The following is a 21037-nucleotide window of genomic DNA, read 5'->3' as shown; positions in this document are numbered from 1 at the left end:
CCCAAAGCCTGCTCCCCAAACCCTCCCAAAGCCCCCCCAGGTCCTGAACCTTGGACGCATGTGTCCCCAACTCGTGGGGCACTGGTTATTGTCAGTCCCACTAAACGTGGTGGACAGCGTCCTATGACGACCCTCAATGCACCTGAAGCACCCGTGCTGGAGGGCCAGGACGCACTGCCTGATTTCACAACCGCTGCCTACAAAGACGCCTACAGCCGGATCAACGCCATTGTGATCGAGGGCGAACAGGAAGCTCACGACAACTACATTTCTCTGGGCACGCTGATCCCTGAGCAGGCCGAGGAGCTCAAGCGTCTGGCGCGGATGGAAATGAAGCACATGAAGGGCTTCACCTCCTGTGGTCGCAACCTCGGGGTTGAAGCTGATCTGCCCTTCGCCAAGAAGTTCTTCGAACCACTTCACGGCAATTTCCAGGCAGCTCTTAAGGAGGGCAAGGTGGTCACTTGCCTGCTGATTCAGGCCCTGTTGATCGAAGCATTCGCCATTTCGGCCTATCACATCTATATCCCTGTTGCAGATCCCTTCGCCCGCAAAATCACTGAGGGTGTGGTGAAGGATGAGTACACCCACCTCAATTACGGCCAGGAATGGCTCAAGGCCAACTTCGAGGCCAGTAAAGATGAGCTGTTCGAGGCCAACAAAGCCAACCTTCCTCTGATCCGCTCGATGTTGGAAGACGTTGCTGCTGATGCCGCCGTCCTGCACATGGAAAAGGAAGACCTGATCGAAGATTTCCTGATCGCTTACCAGGAAGCTTTGGGTGAGATCGGCTTCACCTCTCGCGACATCGCCCGCATGGCAGCGGCAGCTCTGGCCGTTTGACCCGCTCCAGGGCTTGATTCAACGCCGGTTCATCGACAGGCACGTTGCCGTCGATACCGCTTGCCATGGGAGCATGGTGATTCGAGGTGTTCTTTGAGACGTCAGCGGTAAGACATGTTTGGTCTGATCGGACATTCAACGAGTTTTGAGGCTGCTCGCCGCAAGGCAATGGAACTCGGGTTCGATCACATCGCCGACGGTGATTTGGATGTGTGGTGCAGCGCACCTCCACAGCTCGTTGAGCACGTGGAAGTCACCAGTCCGGTGGGCACGACGATTGAGGGTGCCTACATCGACTCCTGCTTCGTGCCTGAGATGCTGAGCCGCTTCAAAACGGCTCGGCGCAAGGTGCTCAATGCGATGGAACTGGCCCAAAAGAAGGGCATCAACATCACTGCTTTGGGTGGTTTTACCTCGATTATTTTCGAGAATTTCAACTTGCTTCAGCACCAGACGGTGCGGAGCACCACCCTGGATTGGCAACGGTTCACCACCGGCAACACCCATACGGCCTGGGTGATCTGCCGCCAAGTGGAGAACAACGCTCCAACCCTTGGCATCGATCTGAGCAAGGCCAAGGTGGCCGTCGTTGGTGCGACTGGTGATATTGGCTCTGCCGTCTGTCGTTGGCTGCAAGCGCGTACTGGGGTCGCAGAGCTGTTGCTGGTGGCACGTCAGCAGCAGCCTCTGCTTGATCTTCAGCAAGAACTGGGAGGTGGACGGATCCTGCCGCTCGATCAAGCCTTGCCCGAGGCAGATGTGGTCGTCTGGGTGGCGAGCATGCCCCGCACCCTTGAGATCGACCACAACAGCTTGAAGAAGCCCTGTTTGATGATTGATGGGGGCTATCCCAAGAATCTCAATTCCAAGGTCGCTGGTGGTGGCATCCACGTTCTCAAAGGTGGAATTGTTGAGTTCTGCCGAGACATCGGATGGTCGATGATGGCCATCGCCGAGATGGAGCGGCCCCAGCGTCAGATGTTTGCCTGCTTCGCTGAAGCGATGCTGCTCGAGTTCGAGCGCTGCCACACCAACTTCAGCTGGGGGCGCAACAACATCACCCTCGAGAAGATGGATTTCATTGGTGCGGCATCGGTCCGTCATGGGTTCAGCACCTTGAACCTCCATCCCAACCTGCAGGCCACTGCCGCCTGACCTCCGGAGAGCCAGAGCCATGCCCCGTCGCCCCTTGCTTGAGTTCGAAAAACCGCTGGTCGAGCTGGAGCAGCAGATTGAGCAAATCCGCCAGCTGGCCCGGGATTCTGAAGTTGACGTCTCGCAGCAGCTGCAGCAGCTGGAAAGCCTTGCAGCCCGACGGCGTCAGGAGATCTTTCAGGGGCTGACCCCCGCTCAGAAAATTCAGGTCGCCCGTCACCCGCACCGTCCGAGCACGCTGGATTTCATCCAGATGTTCTGCGACGACTGGGTCGAACTACATGGCGATCGTCGCGGTAATGACGATCAGGCCCTGATTGGCGGTGTCGGACGGGTGGGCAATCGTCCGGTGATGTTGATCGGCCATCAGAAAGGCCGCGATACCAAGGAAAACGTCGCTCGTAACTTCGGGATGGCTGCTCCGGGTGGATACCGCAAAGCCATGCGTTTGATGGACCATGCCGATCGCTTCCGCCTACCAATCCTCACCTTCATCGATACTCCGGGTGCTTACGCCGGGCTCGAGGCCGAGGAGCAGGGCCAGGGTGAAGCTATTGCGGTCAACTTGCGGGAAATGTTTCGCTTGCGCGTTCCGGTGATCGCCACTGTGATCGGTGAAGGCGGATCCGGCGGTGCTTTAGGCATCGGGGTGGCCGATCGCTTGATGATGTTCGAGCACAGCGTCTACACGGTGGCCAGCCCAGAGGCCTGTGCCTCCATCCTTTGGCGTGATGCGGCCAAGGCGCCTGATGCGGCGGCAGCCTTGCGGATCACCGGTCGGGACCTGCTGGAGCTTGGGGTGGTGGATGAGGTGCTCGAGGAGCCCTCCGGTGGTAACAACTGGGCACCACTGGAGGCCGGAGAAATTCTGCGGGCGGCGATCGAGCGTCATCTCGATGAATTGCTGAGCCTTTCGGAACAACAACTGCGGGAGGCCCGTTACTCCAAATTCAGAGCGATGGGGCGGTTCCTCGAAAAAACGTCACAGGATGTGGAGAAAGCGGCTTAAGGTGTTGTGGTTTGCTAACGGTTTTTGCCAACGGCTCTAATCACGGGTGCGAGCCGAGGCATAGGTCGCCGGACTGCTGAGCTTCTTGCTCACCAGGGCTGGGACCTGCTTCTCACGGCCCGTAGCGCTGATCAACTGGAGCGGCTGAGTGCTCAGCTCAGCTCACAAGGTGTTTCTGTGGCCTATGCCGCCATCGACCTGACCCAATCTGATGCCATCGCAGCTGCGATGGCTGGCTTGTTGCAGCAGGGTGAGGCCCCTTCAGTGTTGATCAACAACGCTGGCGCTGCTTACACCGGCGACCTTCTGGCCATGCCGCTTGAGCATTGGCAATGGCTGCTACAGCTGAATGTCACCAGCGTGATGCAGGTTTGTTCTGCTGCCGTTCCCGCCATGCGCAAGAACGGCGGACTGGTGATCAACATCAGTAGTCACGCCGCTCGCAATGCCTTCCCTCAATGGGGTGCGTATTGCGTCAGTAAAGCTGCCTTGGCCAGCTTCACCCGCTGCCTTGCAGAAGAGGAACGGGCCAACGGCATTCGTGCCTGCACCCTCACTCTTGGAGCCGTGAACACACCACTGTGGGACGCGGAAACCGTACAAAGCGATTTCGATCGTCGTGCCATGCTCTCTGTCGATCAGGCGGCAGAAACACTGGCGAATCTGGCGATGCAACCCAGCAACCAGTTGATCGAAGACCTCACCCTTATGCCGGCCGCCGGCGCCTTCTGAACGAACACCATGACCTCCACAGTCCCTTTCGTTTCCAACGGCGTCGCCAACGGCAACGGCAATGGTAAAAAGCTCCTGAATCCCCAGGTTTCAGCCCGAATTCGTGAACGTTTAATCGAATCTGGCGTTTCCTTCCTGGCCAACGACAACATTGCTGATCACCTCAATCCCGGTGAACTGGATCAGCTTCAGGTTGAGGTCGCTGACAAGGTCCGCGATCTGTTGCGCAGCCTGGTGATCGATATCGATAACGACCACAACACCCATGAGACGGCGGAGCGGGTCGCCAAGATGTATCTGCAGGAGGTCTTCAAAGGGCGCTACCACCAGCAACCCAAGGTGGCCAGCTTTCCCAATGTGAAGCAGCTGGATGAGATCTACACCGTTGGACCGATCACGGTGCGTTCCGCCTGTTCACACCACCTGGTGCCGATCATGGGCAACTGCTGGATTGGGATCAAGCCTGGTGCCAGGGTGATTGGCCTCTCCAAATTCACCCGTGTGGCTGACTGGGTCTTCTCCCGCCCCCACATCCAGGAAGAGGCTGTGATGATCCTTGCCGACGAAATCGAGAAGCTCTGTGAGCCTCAGGGTCTCGGCATCATCATCAAGGCGCAGCACTACTGCATGAAGTGGCGTGGCGTGAAGGAGCCCCAAACCAGCATGGTGAACTCCGTGGTGCGCGGTGATTTCCGCCACGACCCCAGCCTCAAGCAGGAGTTCTTTGAGCTGGTGCGTCAGCAGGAAGCGCTGCTCAGCACCTGATCAGCCTCAACTCAACCTCGTTTCACTGCCTCGACAAGGGCTTGGACCTTGTCGAGGTTTTTCCATCCCGGACGTTCCTCCAGCCGACTGGAGGCATCGAGCCCTTGTGGCGTGACGCGGCTAAGCAGTTCCGGAACCCATTCCGCACTTACTCCCCCCGCCAGCCACCAAGGCACCGATAACTGGGTCTCACCGAGCCAATCAAGAGGGATCCTGTGCCCTGTGCCGCCCAATTGATCAGCGCTCCAGGCGTCGAGGAGCAGGGCATCCACATTGGGCGCGTACTGCTCAAGCTGCTCGAGGTCTTCGGGTTCGCGCACCCGTAAAGCTTTCCACCACTGCTGCCGGGGGTAACGCTGTTTCAAGCGTTGGCAGCGTTCTTCTGACTCGCTGCCGTGCAGCTGCACCACGGAGGGCTGTCCTGCTCCGTTGAGCGCTTCCTCGAGGGCGTCATCGTCGGGGTCGGCCACCACCCAAACGCGATGCAGTTGGGGATGCTGCTCCTCCAGCAGCTGGAACAAAGACCTGCGCTGGGGTGGTTCCACAAAGCGTGGGGTGGCAGGAACGCCGATCACGCCAATCGCCTGCACGCCCATTTGTGCAATGGCATGGGCCTGCTCGGGGTCGGTGATCCCACAGATCTTCAGGTCTGGAGTGGGGCGGGGATCACGCAAGGGCCGCATCGATTGCTCTCCCTAGGATCGTGGATGACAGTCCGCAGTAGCGGCACACGACGGGATTGACGGTGGGAGAGGGCTGGCAGGTGCTCAAAATTGGCGGAATCCCCCTGCGGCTCCAGCCCAGCTGGTTGTTTGCTGTGGCGATCTTCACCACATTGTTCCAATCCCGCTATGCGACCACGGCCTCGGTCACGGTGAGTTGGGGGCTGGGATTGCTGACCACCTTGCTGTTGTTCAGCTCCGTGCTGCTGCATGAGTTGGGCCATGCCCTTATGGCCCTGCGGGAAGGGGTGAAGGTGCTGAGTATCACCCTGTTTCATCTGGGCGGTATCGCGCGGGTGGAGAAGGAATGCCCTACCGCCATGGGCAATTTGCGCATTGCAGCTGCTGGCCCGATCGTCAGTTTGATGTTGGCTTTCGGGATGCTGGTGGGGGCTGCAGCGCTGTCCGACACCCAGCCCTTGGCCACGCAGTTGTTGAGCCAGGTGGGTTTGCTCAACTTGATGCTGGGTCTGTTCAATCTGTTGCCTGGTCTACCGCTGGATGGTGGGCTGATTCTCAAGGCCCTGGTCTGGCAGGTGAGCGGCAGCCAGCAGAAGGGCGTTCAGGTGGCATCGGCGTCCGGACGGGCTTTGTCGATGCTGATGATCGTGTTGGGCGGTGTCCTGCTTTGGCAGGGCTGGGGGCTTAACGGCCTCCTGCTGATCTTGATCGGTTGGTTCGGCCTGAGTGCCAACCGCAGTCAGACCCAGATGCTGCAGTTGCAGACCGTGCTGCGGGAGTTGAAGGTGGAGGCTGCGGCAGGCAAACGCTTCCGCGTGCTGGAGGCTGATCAGACCTTGCGGCGCCTTAGCCAGCTGCGGCTTACGGCCAGCGAGGGTGAGGGTCCTGTCGATTGGGTGCTCGTCTGCAAGAGCGGCCGTTGGGTGGGTTGGATTGACGATCAGCCCCTGAAACTGCTGCCAGTGCAGCAATGGGACCAACAGCGCCTCGAGGATCATCTGCGGCCCCTCACTGAACTGCCGTCCATCACCAGTGCGGCCCCAATGGTGGAAGCGGTGCCGGCCCTGGAGGCGGCCTCCCAGGGACGCCTTTTGGTGATGAGTACTGCTGGGCTTCCCTGCGGCACCCTTGATCGCATGGATGTGGGAGATGCGGTGCTGAAGCGTCTCGGTGTGACCCTGCCCCCCGCGATTCTCGACGAGGCGCGCAAGCGCAATGGCTATCCCTTGGGTTTGGCGATGCTTCCTCAGATGGTGCAGACGATGAGGGATCAAAGCTCCGACCAGGACGCCAGCTCTCTTTCCAAGTCCTGAACTTCGTCGGCCTCCAGGGGTTGCATCTGCCACGGGCAATGGCTCCAGGACTGAACCAGGCTCTGGCGCAGCTGCTGATCCAGCGCCAGTCGGCTGATCTGGGCCGGTGCTCCCGCTGGTGCCTCTTCCTCAAACACTTCTTCCCAGAGCTCGGCAGGGGGATCCAGCAGGATTTCGCCGTGTTGAAGCAGGCGACCGCTCTGCCAGCGCTGGGCGCTGCCGACCCGTTTGACGCCGCTCGAATCCACCAGGTCGGCCACCGTTGCCGTGGCGAAACAGTTGTTGGCCTCGGCACCAGCGGGGTCAGAACCGAAGTGCAGCGCTAGCCCGAGATCCTTGAAGCCATCGATCAACCACTGACAGGCTTGCCGGTAGGCCTCCTGGCGTTGCCGTGGTGCATCCGGCCAGATCAAGGCATAGGTGAGCCCGCCGGCATGGAGCACTGCCCGGCCTCCGCTGGGGCGTCGCACCAGGCTGATGCGGCCGCGGCGGGCGAGATCATTCCAGTGCTCAGGCCAGTGGCGTTGATGGCGTCCAAGCGAGAGCCAGGGCCCATCCCAGCGGTAAAAACGCAGCGCCGGACCGTTGCTTCGTCTCAGAAGCCAGGCATCCAACGCCATCTGGGTGTGTCCATCCGCTTGCTGGGTGGGAAGCAGACGCCCGGTTGCGGGCATGCTGGAGGGAAGCATCGATCGCACGCCATGGTGCCCTGGTGGGATGTGCCGATCTTGATCGCCCTGGGCCTGCTGGCGGGGGGCTTGGCCGGGCTGTTGGGGATTGGCGGTGGCTTGATCTTTGCCCCGCTCCTGCTTTGGCTTGATCTCCCGCCCCATCAGGCTCTGGCCACCAGCAGTTTCGCCATTGTGCCTACAGCTTTGGCGGGCACCATCACTCACCTGCGCCAGGGGCGGGTGCCGACCCGACCTGGACTCGCCATCGGCTTGGCCGCTTTTGGTTCGGCACTGCTGTTCGGTGGTTTGGCCGGTTTGGCGGCGGGCTGGATTCTGTTGGCGATGCAGACGCTGATGTACATCGTGCTGGCGTTCTGCGTTCGCGAACGGCCCGAGGCGGATGCCACTCAAGACGTCGATGACAGCAGCGCACCGCAATTGGCTGGAGTGGGCTGTATCGCCGGCTGGACCGCTGGGATGCTTGGCCTGGGTGGGGGGCTGGTGATGGTGCCCCTGATGAGCGGTCCGATGTCTGTGCCGATTCATCAGGCCGTGCGGCTCAGCACGGTGGCGGTGCTCTTCTCAGCCAGCGCAGCATCCCTGCAGTTCCTGCATGAAGGACGAGGGGTGCCTCTGATGGGCTTGCTGCTGGGGGCTGTGGCAGCGATCGCTGCTCAATGGACCGCCAGTCGTCTCGATCAATTTGATGCGGCTCTTCTGGTGCGTTGTCTGCGGGGGCTCGCCATCATCCTGGCGATCGACAGCTCCAGGCGGGCCCTGCAGCTCTGGCTGAGCTAGTGGGTCAGGTCAGCAGGCCCCAAAAACCCGCATCGAGCTCATAACCCAGCGCCGCGGCCATCTGGGAGAGGTTGCCCCGCATCGGGCGTCCGAGCTCCCGCTGGCAGAGATCGTCGAGCAGCATCAGTCGATGCGTCACCCAGAGCTCCAAGGCTTCCGGGTCAAAACGCAGGCCTTCGCTGCGGCTGAAACTGTGGGGCACCACCAGGGCGACATGGCGAATCAGGCTGCCGTTGTCGCGTTCAAGCACCAGCGGCAGCCAAGGGAAGCGTGCATCGGCCCGCAGGGCCCAGAGGCGAGGCTCGGGGCATTCCGGCAGTTCCCGCGGGTCATCCTGCGCCCGGGGCCAGTCGAAACGAAGCTCCAGCACCGGCCCTTGGCTGAGCAGTGCATCCAGCGGCTGATGGCTCCAGATCTCCAGCGGCCGCAGATCCAAGGCGCGGATGGCAGGGGCATCGATCAGAACCGGATCCATGGGCTGGTGTGACAGGCCTTTGCGAATGATGGCCTGCAGCCCCTCCCTCGGAGAAGAATGGGACCGTTTGATGCATGGCTCCCATGGAAACCGTTCTGTCTGCACCCGAGGTGTTCATCGCCCTCGTCGTCGCTGCCCATGCCGCTGTTCTGGCCCTGCGTCTTTCCATCAGCCTCTACGAAGCCTGATTTCAACGGGCGCCCAGATCAACGGGCCTAGAGCTGGTCTTGGCACTGCGAACGGATTGCGTTACAAGCGGATGTACGTGCTGATGCGGTGACCGCCAGTCAGGTTCGAAGATCAGCTCCCCGCACGGACGCAGCCAGCATGGCTGCGGCGATTCAGCGGCAGACCGACCAACAGGAGCTGCAGTGCAGCCTTCTCGCCTTGGCCGCCAAGGCTGGACTTGTTCTGTTGGGCTGCGTGAGCTTGATTCGCCTGTCGGTGGCCTATCAGGAACGAATGGATCGCCACAGTGAAATTGCGGCGGTCGTGTCGATTGAGTCGGCCAAATTGGAAACGCTGCAACAACGCTTCGATCGTCTGTTCAGCATCGGTGGAGAGAAGCGCCTGATCAGCGAGCAGGATCAGTGGATCGCTCCCAATCGTTTGCGAGTGGTCTGGCGCTGAGATTCGTGACCAGCGACGTTGAGATTCAGTACTGACCGGCAGACTGACAGCCTTCCTGGCCCTGTCTTGATGTCCACGCCCGGCACCGTTCTGATCACCGGCACCACCTCCGGTGTGGGCCTGAATGCCACCTGCGCTTTGGTCAAGCGGGGCTGGACGGTGATCACTGCGAACCGCAGCCCGCAGCGTGCCGCGGCAGCCGCGGATGAGCTCGATCTCCCCAAAGACCGGCTCAAGCACGTGTTGATGGATCTGGGTGATCTCGACAGTGTGCGCCGGGCGGTGGATGCCTTGCCCGAGCGATTGGATGCCGTGGTCTGCAATGCAGCCGTGTACAAGCCGAAGCTCAAGCAGCCGGAGCGTTCGCCCCAGGGCTACGAGATCTCGATGGCCACCAACCACTTCGGCCATTTCCTTCTGGTGCAGCTGCTCTTAGGTCGGCTCCAGAGCTCCAGCCATCCCTCCAGGCGGGTGGTGATCCTGGGCACCGTGACGGCGAACTCCAAGGAACTGGGGGGCAAGATTCCGATCCCTGCACCGGCAGATCTGGGGGACCTCTCTGGGTTTGAGGCTGGGTTCAAAGATCCCATCGCCATGGCCAGTGGCAAGCCGTTCAAGCCCGGCAAGGCCTACAAAGACAGCAAGCTCTGCAACATGATCACCACTCAAGAGCTGCATCGCCGTCTGCACGGGGACACGGGGATCACCTTCACCTCGCTCTACCCCGGCTGTGTGGCGGATACCCCGTTGTTCCGCAACACCCCCAAGGCCTTCCAAACGATCTTCCCCTGGTTCCAGAAAAACATCACCGGCGGCTATGTCTCCCAGGCCTTGGCCGGAGAACGGGTGGCTGATGTGGTGGCCAATCCCGACTTCGCCGAATCCGGGGTGCACTGGAGTTGGGGCAACCGCCAGAAGAAGGACGGTGAGCAGTTCAGCCAGGAACTGTCCGATAAGGCCACTGATCCAGAAACAGCTCGGCGGGTGTGGGAGCTGTCCATGGACCTGGTGGGCCTGGGCTAAATCTTTTTAAGGCCTGCGGTCAGTCGAACCCCAGCAGGTCGAAGATTTCGCGGTCCTTGAGGGATATGGCCTCCAGGGGCTCCACCTTGTCGATCATGTTTTGGGCCAGCCGCAGGTATTCGTTGCGCACGGCTTGTACGGCTTCGTCGTCATCGTCCATCTCAAAGATGGTGCATTTCTTCAGCCGGGAACGCCGGATCGCATCCACATCCCTGAAGTGGGCCATGGTGCGCAGGCCGGTGCGTTCGTTGAACTTGTCGATCTGATCAGTGTCCGCCGACCGGTTCGCAACAACGCCGCCAAGTCGCACCTTGTAGTTCTTGGCTTTGGCTTGAATCGCCTGAACGATGCGATTCATCGCGAAGATCGAATCGAAATCGTTCGCGGTCACAATCAGGCAATAGTTGGCGTGCTGCAGCGGGGCGGCGAAACCACCACACACCACATCTCCCAGCACATCGAAGATCACCACATCGGTGTCTTCCAATAGGTGGTGTTCTTTGAGCAGCTTCACGGTCTGCCCTGTCACGTAGCCACCGCAGCCCGTGCCCGCCGGTGGGCCACCACTCTCAACGCACTGCACCCCGTTGAAGCCGGTGAAGACGAAATCCTCAGGCCGCAGCTCTTCGCTGTGGAAGTCCACCTCCTCGAGAATGTCGATCACCGTCGGCACCATCTTGTGGGTGAGGGTGAAGGTGCTGTCGTGCTTGGGGTCGCAGCCGATTTGAAGCACCCGCTTGCCCAGCTTGGAAAAGGCGGCTGACAAGTTCGAGGAGGTGGTTGATTTACCGATCCCGCCTTTGCCATAAACCGCGATCACCAGGGTCTCCTCCTGGATGTTCATTTCCGGGTCCTGGTGGACCTGCACGCTGCCTTCGCCGTCCGCCGGTCGCGTCAGAGTCGTGGTCATTCAGCGACCTGTGCAAGAGAAGTCAGTTTCATTCAACAGCAGTAGATGTGCAGTGGTTGATTTTCACCAAGAAATGAAAGATCTACTTCTTGGCTGCGTTGCAAAAGCAGAATTTCTTTCAATTAAATAAAAAGAAATGAGTGCAAATGCTCATGCCTTGAAGTGGGCTTTTGCGTCATACAGCGTTTCGCTGCTGATCTCTCGGCAGCCCGCATCGCGGGCATAGGCCTCGGTGTTGCGTCGCACTTTGCCCCGCACGAAAAAGGGAATCTTCTTCAGTTCGGCTTCCCCATCGGCTGTCCAATGCAGGGCACCGTCGCCCTCCCCGGGGATATCACTCAAGGCGGAACTGTCGGTGGCGCCGGCACCGCCGGCATGGCCGAGGTGGCTCTGGTGGCCATCCACGAATTCGAAGTCGTGGCGGAACATGCCAATCAGGTGTTCCTCCAGTCCCATCATCAGCGGGTGCACCCAGTCGTCGAAGATCACGTTTGCCCCTTCCCAGCCCATCTGGGGGCTCATTCGGGCGGGCACGTCCTGAACATGCATGGGCGTGCTGATCACGGAGCAGGGAATCCCCAGACGCTTGGCGCTGTGGCGCTCCATTTGGGTTCCCAGCACCAGTTCTGGGGCTGCCTCGGCCATGGCGGCTTCCACTTCTAGGTAGTCGTCACAGATCAAGGCCTCAAGTCCCAGGGCCTTGGCGGCCGCCCGTACTGGTCTGGCCATCTCGCGGCTATAGGTGCCCAACCCCACCACGCTGAAGCCCAGTTCTTGGCTGCAGATCCGTGCTGCTGCAATGGCATGGCTGCCGTCGCCGAAAATGAACACCCGCTTGCCGGTGAGGTAGGTGGAGTCCACAGACTCCGAATACCAAGGCAAGCGTGAGCGTTTGTAGCCCTCATCAGCTGAGGGTGTTTCGAGCCCGAGCAGATCGTGCACTTCGACGAGGAAATCGTGGGTGGCGCCGACACCGATCGGCACCGTTCGGCTGAAGGGCATGCCGAAGTTGCGCTCCAGCCAGCTGCAGCTGGATTCGGCCACCTCCGGATAGAGGCAAACGTTCAGATCGGCATCGGGGATCCGCTTCAGATCCTCCACTCCTGCACCCAGGGGCGCCACCACGCCCACATCGATGCCGTGCAAGGTGAGAAGCTTCTGCACCTCCAGTACGTCGTCGCGGCAGCGGAAGCCAAGCAGTGATGGACCCAACAGGTTCACCCGGGGTCGACGGCCCTCCTGTTTCCATGCCCGTGGGTCATGTTGGGTGTCTGTGGGGACCTGTGCCTTGAGCAGGTTGCGGATTAATTGATAGAAGGTTTCTGCGGCCCCCCAGTTCTCTTTCTTGCTGTAGGCCGGCAGCTCAAGATTCACGACCGGCATGGTCAGCTCCATGCCTTGGGCCAGGGCGCCCGGTTGATCCTGAATTAACTCCGCGGTGCAGCTTTCACCCACCAGCAGGGCATCGGGTTGAAAGCGGTCCACGGCTTCGCGTACATGCCGTTTCACCAGTTCTGCGGTGTCACCCCCCAGATCCCTGGCCTGGAAGGTGGTGTAAGTGACCGGCGGTCGTTGCCCGCGCCGCTCAATCATCGTGAATAGCAGGTCGGCGTAAGTGTCCCCTTGGGGGGCATGGAGCACGTAGTGCACGCCGTGCATCGAGGCGGCGATGCGCATGGCCCCCACATGGGGTGGCCCTTCGTAAGTCCAGAGCGTGAGTTGCATGGGGTCAGGCGTGAACGGGGGTGTCGGGGCTACTCGGATGCAGACCGGGGCGAATCAATTGCCGGCGACGCAATGGCCGGGAAAACAGTTCCGCGAGGTCTCCGGCTTGGTCGATGCCGTGAATCGGGCTGAACACCAATTCGATCGACCATTTGGTGGCGATGCCTTCGGCTTCCAGGGGATTGGCAAGGCCCATCCCGCACACCACCAGGTCGGGCTGGCTGGCGCGAACCCGGTCCAGCTGCTGCTCCACGTGTTGCCCCTCCATCACCGGGACGTCATCGGGGAGTAAGGCCAGCTCGGCAGCCATCTGTTCACGGTTCAGATAAGGCGTGCCCACCTCCACCAGCTCCATGCCGCATTCCCGTTGCAGAAACCGGGCCAGGGGCAGTTCCAGCTGGGATTCGGGAAGCAGGAAGATTCGCTTGCCTTCCAGGACGGCGCGATGGCGGGCCAGGGCGCTCTCGGCCCGCTTCATCAACGGATCGAGCACGGCAGCGACCCGCTCATTGGGGAGATGGAAGGCATCAGCAGCAGCCTCCATCCAGCGGCGACTTCCCTCTGCCCCCAGAGGGAAGGGGGCCGTAAGCACCGTGGCGCCGCGGTTGCTCAGTAGGCGAGCGGTTTCAGTGAGAAAGGGTTGGGTCAGCAGCACCGTGGTTCCCGCTCCCACCCCTGGCAGGTCGGTCGATTGCCGGGGCGGCAGGCTGTGAATCGTCTCGATGCCCATCCGCTGGAACAGGTGCATCTGCCTGTCTTCCACGGCATCGGCGAGGGTTCCCACCAGCAGCAACTGCCGTTCATCGCTGGCGGGGAGCAGAGGCACGAGTGCCGCCAGCGCCCCGTCTTCTCCCTGGGTGAACGTGGTTTCAATGCCGCTGCCGGAGTAGTTCACCACCCGCACCCGGCCGGACAGCTCTTCGTTGAGACGTTCGGCGGCCCGGGCCAAATCCAGCTTGATCACTTCGCTGGGGCAGGACCCCACCAGAAACAGCGTGCGGATTTCGGGGCGACGTTGCAGCAGCTCCTTGCAGACGCGGTCGAGTTCGTCGTGGGCATCCGCGAGGCCAGCTAGATCCCGCTCGCTGAGAATGGCTGTGCCGAAACGCGGTTCGGCGAAAATCATCACCCCTGCAGCGCTCTGAATCAGATGGGCGCAGGTGCGTGATCCCACCACAAGGAAAAAGGCATCGGGCATGCGCCGATGCAGCCACACAATCGAGGTGAGGCCGCAGAACACCTCGCGCGGCCCCGATTCTTTTAGCAGCGTTGGCCCGGCCATCGGCCGCTCCCTTGATGATCAACCTCTCCAGGCTGCAAATAAATTCGCTGAGGAGTGGAAAGGTCGCTCAAACTCTTTGGGATCGCTTAGGACAGGTCAACCTTGGCTAAAGCTCAAAGGCGGCGACGGAATCCGTCGTAACGCTCGGATCGATCGCTCTCCTCTGCTTTGCTCAACCGCCAGACATTGCGGCTGACACGGCGGGCGACGAGGCCACCGCGTTCCACCCGTTCCGTTCCAGGCCGGGCTCCCAGCAGAATGCTCACCTCCGCGGTGGTGAGGGGAGCACCGGTCTCGATGGCCAAAGACGTCAGTTCCAGCCGTTGACGCAGCTGACGCAGACGCTCACTGTCTGCATTTCCTGATCCCTCCAGCCAGGGCAGGTCCACCTGTCCATCCTGCGCAAGGCGTTGCATCAGGCCGAAGCTCACCATCCCAAGGGCTTGATCAGCGTTGAGATCAACTGGCTTCAAAGAAGACTGCTCAGTCATTGCAAGATCTCTAGAGGGGTTCTCCGGACGGTATCGGCTGTTTTTAAAGGCGCAAGACCGCAGGCTCCAACTCTTTATTGGGCCGTTTCAGATGAATTCGTCCGGTACACTCCCCGCCATGACCCGTTTTGCCAGCTTCGATGCTCGGGAGCGGCGACGCGGCGGTAGTGCTCTCGTCACCGGGACTGAGGTGACCTCTCAGCAGGGAGGGGCAAGTTGTGTTGTCACGACGGATTCTGAGTCACCCAGGCTGCTTCGCCAAAACAGCCATGTGCAGTCGATCGAACTGCGCACGCACGTGTTCATCGACTCCCTGCAGCCCCAACTTGCGGCCTACATGGGGACAGTGAGTCAAGGTTTCCTGCCCATTCCTGGAGACGCCTGCCTCTGGATGGAGGTTTCACCGGGCATGGCGGTCCATCGCGTGACCGACATTGCGCTGAAAGCCAGCAATGTTCGCCTCGGCCAGATGGTGGTGGAGCGGGCTTTTGGTTCGATGGCTCTCTATCACCGTGACCAGAGCACTGTTCTCCATTCCGGAGATGTGGTGCTGGAAGCGATCGGCAGCACCATTGAGCAGCGTTCTCCAGCGGACGTGAGCTGGACCGAAGTCATTCGAGCGATCACTCCGGACCATGCCGTGTTGATCAACCGCCAGAACCGACGCGGTTCCATGATTGAGGCGGGAATGAGCATGTTCATCCTGGAGACTGAGCCGGCTGGATATGTCTTGATTGCTGCCAACGAGGCTGAAAAAGCCTCCAACATCACTTTGGTGGACGTGAAAGCGGTGGGTGCTTTTGGACGCCTCACTTTGGTGGGGCGGGAAGGTGATGTTGAGGAAGCGGCGGCAGCTGCGATGCGCGCCATCGACCATGTCAATCGAAATGCACGATCGCTCTGATCGCTGAGCTCAGTTCAGGCCAAGAAGTTGGCGCAATTGAGGAGCCAAAGCCCGCGCTGCTTTGCCGCGACTGCCCAGTCGGCTGAGTTGTGCCGGGTTGAGTTCGCCATAGGTGCAACGAGCTTCACGCACCCAGAGCAAGGATTCAAAGCCGCCACCTGGGTAGGCCGGTGCGTTGAGGAGCTCACCCCAGCAAATGCCCTCTGCCGCCGCTCGGCAGGTCCCTGTGGGATCGCACAGCACCATCGTGCTGCGGAAGCAGGCGCTTCGATAGAGGGAAGCGCCCAACTCCGAAAGAATTCTCTGAATTTTGGCGTCGTTGCCTTCGGCGTATCTGGCGGAGAACAGTCCTGGTGCGCATTGAAGTGAGTCGACTTCAAGTCCTGAATCGTCTGCCAGCGCCCAACCGTTGGTTCGTAGTGCTGCCGCAGAGGCCTTTAGCTCGGCGTTTTCACGGTAGGTGCTTCCCGTTTCCTCAACGTCTAGATCGTCGGGTTGACGCTGAACGTGAATGGGGAGTGGACCCAGCATGGCCTCGATTTCAGCAACCTTGGTGGGGTTGCCCGTGGCAATGGTGAGCTGAAGCGCCAAGGAGGGCCGACAAATGAGGGCCTCCATTGTGCGGGCTGATTGGGGGGTAGGACTTAAAAATCTCTGGATTCGACCCTGCAACACGCATTTGGGTTGAACATTCCACCCCTAAGCAAGGCTTCGGGAGCGTGTCGCAATGTGAACCTATGGAGCTTCATCGCACTCGACAACGACTTGTGCGGATGTGATCACAGGAACCACCACAGCAGACCGGAACAGTGAGGCACTGGGTGATAAGCCTGGCTTATTTAGTTCACTATGGACAGTGATCGAGAAAGTCGCCCCAATCGCTTGACGGGAAGGGTTCTGGCAAAGCAATGTCCCCAGCGAACATTCCACCTCTTTTCCCGGTAGGCAATGGCTAACGAAACCATGGGCATCGCCCTCGGCATGATCGAGACCCGCGGTCTGGTCCCCGCCATCGAGGCAGCTGATGCCATGACCAAGGCTGCCGAAGTGCGCCTGATTGGTCGCGAGTTTGTCGGTGGCGGTTACGTCACCGTTCTGGTGCGCGGCGAAACCGGTGCTGTGAACGCTGCTGTGCGCGCTGGCGCTGATGCTTGCGAGCGCGTCGGCGACGGCCTTGTTGCTGCTCACATCATTGCCCGCCCCCACCGCGAAGTGGAGCCTGCACTGGGCAACGGCAATTTCCTTGGTCAGAAGGACTGAGATCTTCCGCTGAGCCTCTGACGAGGCACGCGAACGTCTCACCCTCTTCACCGACCTAACGGAGATTTCCCATGAGCAAGAAGTACGACGCTGGGGTCAAGGAGTACAGGGATACCTACTGGACTCCTGATTACGTCCCCCTCGACACCGACCTGCTGGCCTGCTTCAAGTGCACCGGCCAAGAAGGTGTGCCCAAGGAAGAAGTTGCCGCTGCTGTGGCTGCTGAATCCTCCACCGGCACCTGGTCCACTGTGTGGTCCGAGCTCCTCACCGATCTCGACTTCTACAAGGGCCGTTGCTACCGCATCGAAGACGTCCCTGGTGACAAGGAGTCTTTCTATGCCTTCATCGCTTACCCCCTCGACCTGTTCGAAGAGGGTTCCATCACCAACGTTCTGACCTCCCTGGTCGGCAACGTCTTCGGTTTTAAGGCTCTCCGCCACCTCCGTCTGGAAGACATCCGCTTCCCGATGGCGTTCATCAAGAGCTGCTACGGCCCGCCGAACGGCATCCAGGTCGAGCGCGACCGGATGAACAAGTACGGCCGTCCCCTGCTGGGTTGCACCATCAAGCCGAAGCTCGGCCTGAGCGGTAAGAACTACGGCCGTGTTGTCTATGAGTGCCTGCGCGGCGGTCTGGACTTCACCAAGGACGACGAGAACATCAACTCCCAGCCCTTCCAGCGTTGGCAGAACCGCTTCGAATTCGTTGCGGAAGCCATCAAGCTGTCCGAGCAGGAGACCGGTGAGCGCAAGGGTCACTACCTCAACGTGACTGCGAACACTCCCGAAGAGATGTATGAGCGCGCTGAGTTCGCCAAAGAACTCGGAATGCCGATCATCATGCACGACTTCATCACCGGTGGCTTCACCGCCAACACCGGCCTGTCGAAGTGGTGCCGTAAGAACGGCATGCTCTTGCACATTCACCGCGCCATGCACGCGGTGATCGACCGTCATCCCAAGCACGGCATCCACTTCCGCGTTCTCGCCAAGTGTCTGCGTCTGTCAGGTGGTGACCAGCTCCACACCGGCACCGTGGTCGGCAAGCTGGAAGGTGATCGTCAGACCACCCTCGGCTACATCGACCAGCTGCGCGAATCCTTCGTGCCCGAAGACCGCAGCCGCGGCAACTTCTTCGATCAGGACTGGGGTTCCATGCCTGGCGTGTTCGCCGTTGCTTCCGGCGGTATCCACGTGTGGCACATGCCCGCACTGGTCGCCATCTTCGGTGACGACTCCGTGCTGCAGTTCGGTGGTGGTACCCACGGTCACCCCTGGGGCTCCGCTGCAGGTGCTGCTGCCAACCGTGTGGCCCTCGAGGCCTGCGTCAAGGCACGCAATGCCGGTCGCGAGATCGAGAAGGAAAGCCGGGACATCCTCATGGAAGCCGGTAAGCACAGCCCTGAGCTGGCCATCGCTCTCGAGACCTGGAAGGAGATCAAGTTCGAGTTCGACACCGTCGACAAGCTCGACGTTCAGAACTGATCGTTTCTTCGGCCGGTTGATGCAACCGGCCAACCCTTTTTCTTAAACCCAGGATCCCCATGCCTTTCCAGAGCACCGTGGGTGACTATCAAACAGTCGCCACCCTGGAGACCTTCGGCTTCCTCCCGCCGATGACCCAGGACGAGATCTACGACCAGATCGCGTACATCATTGCCCAGGGTTGGAGCCCGCTCGTCGAGCACGTCCATCCCAGCAACTCCATGGCCACCTATTGGTCTTATTGGAAGCTCCCCTTCTTCGGTGAGAAGGATCTGAACGTTGTCGTCAGTGAGCTCGAGGCTTGCCATCGCGCATACCCCGATCACCACGTGCGCATCGTCGGTTACGACGCTTACACCCAGAGCCAGGGTGCCTGCTTCGTGGTCTTCGAAGGACGCTGATCCTTCGGACCAATGGTTCTGAGCCCTGACCTGATCAGGGCTCCAGTTTTTTCCGGATGGGCAAGTGCCCTTCCACCTCACGACGACTCCCTCGGGCGGACATGGCAAGACTCTCCAGTCGCGAACTCGCACTAGAACGCCGTAAGGCGCTGACCACTTCCGGTAAGAAGTCCTCAGCTGCAGCTGGTACTGGCGCCAACCGTGTTCGCACCGTTGATGACGCCCGTCCCACCCGTACGAATGCGGCTGCAGTTGCAGAACCTGCTTCCGCACCCGTTGTTCCCGCTGCTGTAGCTCCGCAGCGAACAACTGCATTCACCGCTGCTCCTTCCAGGCGCACTTCACAGGTCAAGCCCCATCGCGATGCCAGTCGTGATCTGGTGCTCGCCCGTCGCGAAGCCCTGTCCCGTCGCGGCAAAACCGCAGACACCAGCCGCGATCGCAACCGCGCTGATTTGGCCCGTCAAACCAAGCCCGCTGCTCCTGCAGCTGCACCTGCTGAATCCACCAAGAGCTGTGGCTGCGGTGGCAAGCGTGCTGCTGAGAAGACTGCACTCACCTCATTGAGTGCCTCGGCCCCCAATCTTTCTGCACGCACGGAACGTCGTGCAGCGGCCCCTAAGCGCCGCGCTATTGAGAACCCCAGTCGTGCCCTGGTTTTGGCCCGCCGCGATGCCATGGCCAAGCACGGCAAAACTGCAGGTAAGCAGTCTACTAGTGCCGCTGCTGTTGCTCGTCAGGCTAACCCCGATCTCACCAGCCGTGAGCTGGCCCAGCAGGTGCGCGAGTTGCGCACCAAGGCCGGAGCCCGCAACAAGCAAAGCGCTGGTGTGACTCGCCCAACCGGTCCCAACCGCCACGGCGCCAAGCAAGCTGCTGCTGCTGATGCCCATTGGAAAGTTGGTGAAAGCACCACTACGTCTGGCCAGACCGTGACTGGCACCCAGGCCAACCGCTCGGTGAAAACCACTGGCAATGAAGCCAGCACCTGCCGTTCCATTACAGGCACGGAGTACTTGGGCGCTGAAGTCTTCCAGACTTTCTGTCAGACGGCTCCAGCTGCCACCACTCCTGCCAAGGTGCGCGTTACTGCCACCAGCCACGGCAACCGCGTTACCGGCAACGAAGTCGGCCGTTCCGAAAAGGTCACCGGCGATGAGCCCGGCACTTGCAAGAGCGTGACCGGCACCGAATACATCTCAGCCAATCAGTCTGCGGCCTACTGCGGTGGTGGCACGACTTCCCCTCGCAAGGTGGGTCACAGCCTCACCGAACAGGGTCGTCCTGTGAGCGGTGTCATGGTTGGCCGCTCCGCCAGCGTTACTGGTGATGAGGCCGGCGCGAATCGCAGCCTCACTGGCGATCAATACCTCGGTTCTGACCCCCTTCCCGAAGGCCGTCCAGCAGCCAAGGTCGGTTTGTCAGGCACCCTGTCGGGCACGGGAGTCACTGGGACTTTGGTGGGTCGCTCCTCCCAGGTCACCGGTAATGAATTCGGCTCCTGCCACCGTGTGACAGGTGATCAATACATCAGTGCTGAGCAGGTCAATTCCTTTTGCGGCGGCAAGCCTGAGCCTGAAGCTGCCAAGGTTGGTTTCAGTGTTACCAACCGCAACCAGGTGGTGAGCGGCACCCGCACCGGTCGTTCGGAGCGTGTGACTGGTGATGAGCCAGGCAGTTGCCAGGCCGTCACCGGCACCCCTTATGCAGGCCTTGAGCAGGCCGGCCAACACTGCGGTACTCCCGCAGTGAAGGCCATTCGTGAGCGCACTCCTGTTCGTGTTGGCACTCCTTCTGCGGCCATGACGGGCATCCAACCCGGCGTGGGTGGTGTGATGACCGGCGACAAGCGTGGTGCTTGTGAAGCAGTCACCGGCACTCCTTATGTGGGTGCTGACCAGCTGGCCTCTGCATGCGGCGCTGATGCCCCTGCCGGCACCGATACCCATGGTCAAGCCCCTGAGGGTGCTGCCTGGACCCGCTTCAGCGTGGTGTCTCCCGCCCGTGCTGCCCAACAGCAACGTGAGGCCAATTCCGGCGTGACTGGCACGTCTTACGAGGATGGGAATCGCATTACCGGCCCTTTTGACATGGCTGGCGGCAAGGTGACCGGTACCGAGCAGTTCCGCTTCGATAACCGCGAGTTCCAGAACCGTCAGCAGCAGCGCCAGTTCCAGCCCACCGTGGCTGTGGTCAGCGAGCCCTCTGAAAAGCCGGCATCTCGGGTGACCGGCGAGGGTTCCTCCACCAAGATCACTGGCGACGACTGGGATCGTGGGGAGCATGTCACCGGTACTGAGGGTGCTTCGGCCCGCCGTCGTAACCCCAGCCGTCCTGGCCCGATGACTGCCATGTCTTCCTTCGAGCGCAAGCGCAACGAGGAGACCGAATGGCCTGTGAGCCGCGTGACCGGCTCCAGCGGTAACACCGAGAAGGGCTCCTTGATCACCGTCTCCGGCGGCGCACGGGGCTGATTCACT

The 21037-nt window shown here is 60.7% G+C and carries 23 protein-coding genes; 15 read left to right on the top strand and 8 right to left on the bottom strand.

Features of this window, described 5'->3' with window-relative positions; genetic code table 11:
• Positions 1-123 precede the first annotated feature (123 nt).
• The 5 genes from FZZ90_RS12555 to folE all read left to right on the top strand — a co-directional run bounded on the left by FZZ90_RS12555 (position 124) and on the right by folE (position 4504).
• A complete protein-coding gene (locus FZZ90_RS12555; RefSeq protein ID WP_186494792.1) occupies positions 124-843 on the top strand; it encodes an aldehyde oxygenase (deformylating) in 720 nt (239 codons plus the stop codon).
• A gap of 114 nt (positions 844-957) precedes the next feature.
• On the top strand, positions 958-1998 hold the full coding sequence (locus tag FZZ90_RS12550) for a long-chain acyl-[acyl-carrier-protein] reductase (protein WP_226426107.1): 1041 nt from the start codon (positions 958-960) through the stop codon (positions 1996-1998).
• Positions 1999-2017: 19 nt separating this feature from the next.
• The gene (locus tag FZZ90_RS12545) at positions 2018-3007 is read left to right on the top strand and encodes an acetyl-CoA carboxylase carboxyltransferase subunit alpha (RefSeq protein WP_226426106.1); all 990 of its coding nucleotides are present in this window, start codon (positions 2018-2020) and stop codon (positions 3005-3007) included.
• A gap of 24 nt (positions 3008-3031) precedes the next feature.
• A complete protein-coding gene (locus tag FZZ90_RS12540; protein WP_226426105.1) occupies positions 3032-3739 on the top strand; it encodes an SDR family oxidoreductase in 708 nt (235 codons plus the stop codon).
• 9 nt (positions 3740-3748) lie between these two features.
• Positions 3749-4504 carry a GTP cyclohydrolase I gene (folE, locus tag FZZ90_RS12535; RefSeq protein WP_226426104.1) on the top strand — a complete coding sequence of 252 codons (756 nt, stop codon included), beginning with the start codon at positions 3749-3751 and terminating at the stop codon, positions 4502-4504.
• An 11-nt stretch (positions 4505-4515) separates the two neighbouring features.
• Here the strand turns inward: folE and FZZ90_RS12530 are convergent, their stop codons facing one another.
• A complete protein-coding gene (locus tag FZZ90_RS12530) occupies positions 4516-5187 on the bottom strand; it encodes a phosphoribosylanthranilate isomerase (protein WP_226426103.1) in 672 nt (223 codons plus the stop codon).
• Positions 5188-5249: 62 nt separating this feature from the next.
• On the opposite strand from FZZ90_RS12530, the gene FZZ90_RS12525 reads away from it, so the two are divergent.
• Positions 5250-6500: a site-2 protease family protein gene (locus FZZ90_RS12525; RefSeq protein ID WP_226426110.1), complete on the top strand. Its 1251-nt coding sequence runs from the start codon at positions 5250-5252 to the stop codon at positions 6498-6500.
• Here FZZ90_RS12525 and FZZ90_RS12520 read toward each other — a convergent pair.
• Complete coding sequence (locus FZZ90_RS12520; RefSeq protein WP_226426102.1) at positions 6458-7174, bottom strand: lipoate--protein ligase family protein; 717 nt, start codon at positions 7172-7174, stop codon at positions 6458-6460. The two genes, FZZ90_RS12525 and FZZ90_RS12520, sit on opposite strands and share 43 nt — an antisense overlap.
• A 27-nt stretch (positions 7175-7201) precedes the next feature.
• Here FZZ90_RS12520 and FZZ90_RS12515 point away from each other — a divergent pair, with 27 nt between their 5' ends.
• A complete protein-coding gene (locus FZZ90_RS12515; RefSeq protein ID WP_226426101.1) occupies positions 7202-7969 on the top strand; it encodes a sulfite exporter TauE/SafE family protein in 768 nt (255 codons plus the stop codon).
• 4 nt (positions 7970-7973) lie between these two features.
• Here the strand turns inward: FZZ90_RS12515 and FZZ90_RS12510 are convergent, their stop codons facing one another.
• Positions 7974-8444, bottom strand: a complete 471-nt coding sequence (locus tag FZZ90_RS12510) for a CRR6 family NdhI maturation factor (protein ID WP_226426100.1) — start codon at positions 8442-8444, stop codon at positions 7974-7976.
• A gap of 83 nt (positions 8445-8527) precedes the next feature.
• On the opposite strand from FZZ90_RS12510, the gene psaM reads away from it, so the two are divergent.
• The 3 genes from psaM (at position 8528) to FZZ90_RS12495 (ending at position 10097) form a co-directional block, all read left to right on the top strand.
• Positions 8528-8632: a photosystem I reaction center subunit XII gene (gene psaM / locus FZZ90_RS12505; RefSeq protein ID WP_025362433.1), complete on the top strand. Its 105-nt coding sequence runs from the start codon at positions 8528-8530 to the stop codon at positions 8630-8632.
• A 139-nt stretch (positions 8633-8771) separates the two neighbouring features.
• Positions 8772-9074, top strand: coding sequence for a hypothetical protein (locus tag FZZ90_RS12500; RefSeq protein WP_255599746.1), 303 nt, complete (start codon positions 8772-8774; stop codon positions 9072-9074).
• 69 nt (positions 9075-9143) lie between these two features.
• Positions 9144-10097 (top strand): protochlorophyllide reductase, encoded by a 954-nt coding sequence (locus FZZ90_RS12495; RefSeq protein ID WP_226426098.1) that lies wholly within the window; start codon positions 9144-9146, stop codon positions 10095-10097.
• Between the two features lie 19 nt (positions 10098-10116).
• On the opposite strand, the gene bchL is transcribed toward FZZ90_RS12495, so the two are convergent.
• From bchL to FZZ90_RS12475, 4 genes are all read right to left on the bottom strand, one after another.
• Positions 10117-11007 (bottom strand): ferredoxin:protochlorophyllide reductase (ATP-dependent) iron-sulfur ATP-binding protein, encoded by an 891-nt coding sequence (gene bchL / locus FZZ90_RS12490; RefSeq protein WP_226401319.1) that lies wholly within the window; start codon positions 11005-11007, stop codon positions 10117-10119.
• Positions 11008-11157: 150 nt separating this feature from the next.
• The gene (locus FZZ90_RS12485; RefSeq protein ID WP_226426097.1) at positions 11158-12732 is read right to left on the bottom strand and encodes a ferredoxin:protochlorophyllide reductase (ATP-dependent) subunit B; all 1575 of its coding nucleotides are present in this window, start codon (positions 12730-12732) and stop codon (positions 11158-11160) included.
• A 4-nt stretch (positions 12733-12736) separates the two neighbouring features.
• Positions 12737-14014, bottom strand: a complete 1278-nt coding sequence (locus tag FZZ90_RS12480) for a ferredoxin:protochlorophyllide reductase (ATP-dependent) subunit N (RefSeq protein WP_226426096.1) — start codon at positions 14012-14014, stop codon at positions 12737-12739.
• 113 nt (positions 14015-14127) lie between these two features.
• Positions 14128-14505, bottom strand: coding sequence for a hypothetical protein (locus tag FZZ90_RS12475; protein WP_226426095.1), 378 nt, complete (start codon positions 14503-14505; stop codon positions 14128-14130).
• Between the two features lie 118 nt (positions 14506-14623).
• On the opposite strand from FZZ90_RS12475, the gene FZZ90_RS12470 reads away from it, so the two are divergent.
• On the top strand, positions 14624-15409 hold the full coding sequence (locus FZZ90_RS12470) for a microcompartment protein (RefSeq protein WP_025362430.1): 786 nt from the start codon (positions 14624-14626) through the stop codon (positions 15407-15409).
• Positions 15410-15418: 9 nt separating this feature from the next.
• On the opposite strand, the gene FZZ90_RS12465 is transcribed toward FZZ90_RS12470, so the two are convergent.
• The gene (locus FZZ90_RS12465) at positions 15419-16027 is read right to left on the bottom strand and encodes a non-canonical purine NTP pyrophosphatase (protein WP_226426094.1); all 609 of its coding nucleotides are present in this window, start codon (positions 16025-16027) and stop codon (positions 15419-15421) included.
• A gap of 330 nt (positions 16028-16357) precedes the next feature.
• On the opposite strand from FZZ90_RS12465, the gene FZZ90_RS12460 reads away from it, so the two are divergent.
• The 4 genes from FZZ90_RS12460 (at position 16358) to FZZ90_RS12445 (ending at position 21031) form a co-directional block, all read left to right on the top strand.
• Complete coding sequence (locus FZZ90_RS12460; RefSeq protein ID WP_006169870.1) at positions 16358-16669, top strand: BMC domain-containing protein; 312 nt, start codon at positions 16358-16360, stop codon at positions 16667-16669.
• A gap of 71 nt (positions 16670-16740) precedes the next feature.
• Entirely contained in the window at positions 16741-18156 is a 1416-nt protein-coding gene (locus tag FZZ90_RS12455) for a form I ribulose bisphosphate carboxylase large subunit (RefSeq protein WP_011128579.1), read from the top strand.
• A 59-nt stretch (positions 18157-18215) separates the two neighbouring features.
• Positions 18216-18557: a ribulose bisphosphate carboxylase small subunit gene (locus FZZ90_RS12450; protein WP_006043651.1), complete on the top strand. Its 342-nt coding sequence runs from the start codon at positions 18216-18218 to the stop codon at positions 18555-18557.
• A 101-nt stretch (positions 18558-18658) separates the two neighbouring features.
• Complete coding sequence (locus tag FZZ90_RS12445) at positions 18659-21031, top strand: CsoS2 family carboxysome shell protein (protein ID WP_226426093.1); 2373 nt, start codon at positions 18659-18661, stop codon at positions 21029-21031.
• Positions 21032-21037: the final 6 nt, after the last annotated feature.

The sequence above is a fragment of the Synechococcus sp. MU1617 genome (assembly GCF_020514235.1).
Classification (GTDB): Bacteria; Cyanobacteriota; Cyanobacteriia; order PCC-6307; family Cyanobiaceae; genus Parasynechococcus.
Note: the sequence above shows the minus strand (reverse complement) of the source record. Positions and strands in the feature narration are given on the sequence as shown.

Coding starts and splice junctions, on each gene's coding strand:
- FZZ90_RS12515 (WP_226426101.1), top strand. CDS start 7,202: ATGGTGCCCTGGTGGGATGTGCCGATCTTGATCGCCCTGGGCCTGCTG.
- bchL (WP_226401319.1), bottom strand. CDS start 11,007: ATGACCACGACTCTGACGCGACCGGCGGACGGCGAAGGCAGCGTGCAG.
- FZZ90_RS12470 (WP_025362430.1), top strand. CDS start 14,624: ATGACCCGTTTTGCCAGCTTCGATGCTCGGGAGCGGCGACGCGGCGGT.
- FZZ90_RS12520 (WP_226426102.1), bottom strand. CDS start 7,174: ATGCCCGCAACCGGGCGTCTGCTTCCCACCCAGCAAGCGGATGGACAC.
- FZZ90_RS12450 (WP_006043651.1), top strand. CDS start 18,216: ATGCCTTTCCAGAGCACCGTGGGTGACTATCAAACAGTCGCCACCCTG.
- FZZ90_RS12530 (WP_226426103.1), bottom strand. CDS start 5,187: ATGCGGCCCTTGCGTGATCCCCGCCCCACTCCAGACCTGAAGATCTGT.
- FZZ90_RS12555 (WP_186494792.1), top strand. CDS start 124: ATGACGACCCTCAATGCACCTGAAGCACCCGTGCTGGAGGGCCAGGAC.
- FZZ90_RS12495 (WP_226426098.1), top strand. CDS start 9,144: ATGTCCACGCCCGGCACCGTTCTGATCACCGGCACCACCTCCGGTGTG.
- FZZ90_RS12460 (WP_006169870.1), top strand. CDS start 16,358: ATGGCTAACGAAACCATGGGCATCGCCCTCGGCATGATCGAGACCCGC.
- FZZ90_RS12455 (WP_011128579.1), top strand. CDS start 16,741: ATGAGCAAGAAGTACGACGCTGGGGTCAAGGAGTACAGGGATACCTAC.
- FZZ90_RS12500 (WP_255599746.1), top strand. CDS start 8,772: ATGGCTGCGGCGATTCAGCGGCAGACCGACCAACAGGAGCTGCAGTGC.
- FZZ90_RS12480 (WP_226426096.1), bottom strand. CDS start 14,014: ATGGCCGGGCCAACGCTGCTAAAAGAATCGGGGCCGCGCGAGGTGTTC.
- FZZ90_RS12510 (WP_226426100.1), bottom strand. CDS start 8,444: ATGGATCCGGTTCTGATCGATGCCCCTGCCATCCGCGCCTTGGATCTG.
- FZZ90_RS12465 (WP_226426094.1), bottom strand. CDS start 16,027: ATGGAGGCCCTCATTTGTCGGCCCTCCTTGGCGCTTCAGCTCACCATT.
- psaM (WP_025362433.1), top strand. CDS start 8,528: ATGGAAACCGTTCTGTCTGCACCCGAGGTGTTCATCGCCCTCGTCGTC.
- FZZ90_RS12550 (WP_226426107.1), top strand. CDS start 958: ATGTTTGGTCTGATCGGACATTCAACGAGTTTTGAGGCTGCTCGCCGC.
- FZZ90_RS12445 (WP_226426093.1), top strand. CDS start 18,659: ATGGCAAGACTCTCCAGTCGCGAACTCGCACTAGAACGCCGTAAGGCG.
- FZZ90_RS12545 (WP_226426106.1), top strand. CDS start 2,018: ATGCCCCGTCGCCCCTTGCTTGAGTTCGAAAAACCGCTGGTCGAGCTG.
- folE (WP_226426104.1), top strand. CDS start 3,749: ATGACCTCCACAGTCCCTTTCGTTTCCAACGGCGTCGCCAACGGCAAC.
- FZZ90_RS12485 (WP_226426097.1), bottom strand. CDS start 12,732: ATGCAACTCACGCTCTGGACTTACGAAGGGCCACCCCATGTGGGGGCC.
- FZZ90_RS12475 (WP_226426095.1), bottom strand. CDS start 14,505: ATGACTGAGCAGTCTTCTTTGAAGCCAGTTGATCTCAACGCTGATCAA.